Origin of the sequence: Blautia faecis, from assembly GCF_020554845.1 — a bacterium.
In the GTDB taxonomy this organism is placed as follows: Bacteria; Bacillota; Clostridia; order Lachnospirales; family Lachnospiraceae; genus Blautia_A; species Blautia_A faecis.
The window spans coordinates 1-2,797 of the sequence record NZ_JAJCIA010000072.1 but is presented as its reverse complement, the minus strand read 5'-3'; the positions used below and the strand labels follow the sequence as shown (position 1 = coordinate 2,797).

Sequence of the window (2,797 nt, the reverse complement as noted above, 5' to 3'; positions counted from 1 at the left end):
TAGCAAAAAAGCAAGTAACTGTAAACTATTATTACTAGATGGATACTATACTAGTACTGCCCCAAAAGTTTCGGAATTTCCGGTCATATTCTAAGCTGACCGATGACCAGATAATGTGATTATGAATGTGCGACTTGTCTATGTGAGTGCAGACCACAAAGGCATAATTGCCTTTGGTAAATCGCTTGGCAAATTCCACACCCAGCCGGTTAGCTTCTTCCTGAGTAATCTCGCCGGGGCGGAAGGACTGGCGCACATGATAGGCAATCACATCATCTGCACCGCGCATTCGTCCGGTAGCGGCAATGTACTGCCGCTTTGCCAGAAGGAACTCTGCATCCGCAGTCCGGCTGTCACACGCATAGCCGGTAATGAGCTTGCCGTTATCTGTTTTCTGTGGATTTGCTACATAGTCGATGATGTCACTGATTTCCCGACTTTCTGTGCGACCCTTGCCAACATGAAGCGGCATGATTCTTGTAGTTGCCATAATAGAAGATCCTCCTCTCATAAATATTTTTGTTTTCGCTGAACTCTTTGCTTCTATCGTTGCAATAACTTTCTCCGCTGGGTATAATAAAAAAGAACATTCTACAACCTCAAAGGAGGGATTTCTATGATAGAACAGCTCATTGCTGAAGCAACAGAATGTGATTTCAAAGTTGCTCTCGAAACAAAAAAGCCAAAAAGCTGGTTAAAAAGTGTCAGTGCCTTTTCCAATGGGATCGGCGGCACTCTGTTTTTCGGAGTCTCTGATAACCGGGAGCCTATCGGCTTGTCAGATGTTCAAAAGGATGCTGAAGCGATCAGCCGCTTAATCAAAGAACGTATCACACCATTACCGCAGTTTATCTTAAAGCCATTGCAGGAAGATGGTAAAAACCTGTTGGCTCTGGAGGTTTCTCCTGGCCGCAGCACCCCATACTATTACAAGGCAGACGGAGTAATGGAAGCATACATCCGTGTTGGAAATGAAAGCGTAATTGCACCGGATTACATTGTGAATGAACTGATCTTAAAGGGAACCAATCAGTCCTTTGACACCTTAACAACAGAAGCTGTGAAAAAGGATTACAGCTTCACACTCCTGGAGGCAACCTATCTGGAACGAACCGGCCTCCGCTTCGAGCCATCCGATTATGTCTCCTTCGGTTTGGCTGACAAAAATGGGTTCCTGACCAATGCCGGAAAGCTCATGACCGATCAGCACACAGTTTATAACTCCCGTATGTTCTGTACCCGGTGGAATGGCTTGGAAAAAGGCTCTATCTTTGATGATGCGCTGGACGATAAAGAATACGAAGGGAATCTGATTTATCTACTGAAAAGCGGCAGTGAATTTATTCGCAATAATTCCAAAGTCCGTTTTGTCAAAGAGGCACAGTATCGTGTAGACAAGCCGGATTATGCTGAACGAGCTGTGACAGAGGCTCTTGTCAATGCGCTTATCCATCGTGATTATATTGTGCTTGGCAGTGAAATCCATATTGATATGTTTGATGATCGGGTGGAAATCACATCTCCTGGCGGTATGTTTGGCGGCGGCTCAATTCAGGAATACGATATTTACAGTATTCGTTCGATGCGACGAAACCCTGTGATCGCTGACCTGTTCCACCGCATGAAGTACATGGAACGCCGTGGAAGTGGTCTGCGCAAAATCGTCAGTGAAACTGAAAAGCTGCCTGGATACACAGAGGCATATAAGCCCGAATTTTCCTCAACAGCGACAGATTTTAAAGTTATCTTGAAAAATGTAAATTACCATCATAGTCCTTCTATCATAGAAACGACCCATGATAAGACCTATGACGCAACCTATGATACAACCCATGATGCAACCCATGATGCAACCCATGATAAAATCCTTGCATTTTGCATAGAACCACATTCAAAATTAGAAATCGCAGAACACTGTGGATACAAAAACACAAAAAACTTTACACAAAAATATCTGCGTCCGCTATTGAACAATGGAACACTCAAAATGACACTTCCAGATAAACCGAAAAGTAAACATCAAAAATATATTACCGTTCGTACCGAGTAAAATGAAAAGCAGGTCATTCGGGGTGTCCAGTTAAGAAAATATTCTAAGATGAAAAAACGGTATAGCTTCGGCTATGCCGTTTCTTTCATTTTTACAAGGCAATTTGTCTTAGAGCTGAAATGTTTCATTGCGAGCAAGAAGAAAACGATGTTTTTATTTTAAAGGAATACAAAATTCACATAAATGTGATGAAATTTTTGAGAAAGCATATCGTTCAATAATAGGTTTTGAAAAGGAACGCTGATATTGTGCGTTCCGTAGTCTATGAAGTATTCAATTTTTCTTGTTTCAATACTGATGTGCTGTACCGTATCTTTGCATATCTGGGAAATAGGACGTACACTTTATATAATCAACAAAGTGTGGGCTCCACTTTGCATAATAACTTACTTTTCATAACCAACGCCGCCTTTCTGGTTGGCAATGGCAATGATTTGCGTGTTCATTGACTTCACCTCATTTCTAATTGTTGCTGTTGCTTCTGGAAATAGAAAAAGCCGCCACTTCAAAATCATAAAGTGACGGCCCTTTCTAATGCCGGAATCTTTTGTCCTATTTTTTAACCACTAAGACCGTTTTTTGACCCCTTTTTTGCCGGTTGTCCTATATTTAACCACTAAAAATTGGGTGAAAACGGCTCTCGTTAGGTCAAACTATATCAGCCCATTTAGGTATAAGAAAACCCCGGAAAGCCTTGGCTTAACAGTGATAAGGAACTAATTTACTTATCAACTGTTAGCTGACGGT

At 41.9% G+C, this 2,797-nt stretch carries 1 protein-coding gene and 1 pseudogene; one reads left to right on the top strand and one right to left on the bottom strand.

Annotation, left to right across the window (positions count from 1 at the left end; all coding sequences use genetic code 11):
- Positions 1 to 43: 43 nt before the first annotated feature.
- A pseudogene (locus LIZ66_RS18155) lies at positions 44 to 490 on the bottom strand (relaxase/mobilization nuclease domain-containing protein); the annotation flags it as partial.
- A 126-nt stretch (positions 491 to 616) separates the two neighbouring features.
- Between LIZ66_RS18155 and LIZ66_RS18150 the strand changes: the two are divergent.
- Positions 617 to 2,050, top strand: a complete 1,434-nt coding sequence (locus LIZ66_RS18150; RefSeq protein WP_226838189.1) for an ATP-binding protein — start codon at positions 617 to 619, stop codon at positions 2,048 to 2,050.
- The last annotated feature ends 747 nt before the right edge of the window (positions 2,051 to 2,797 follow it).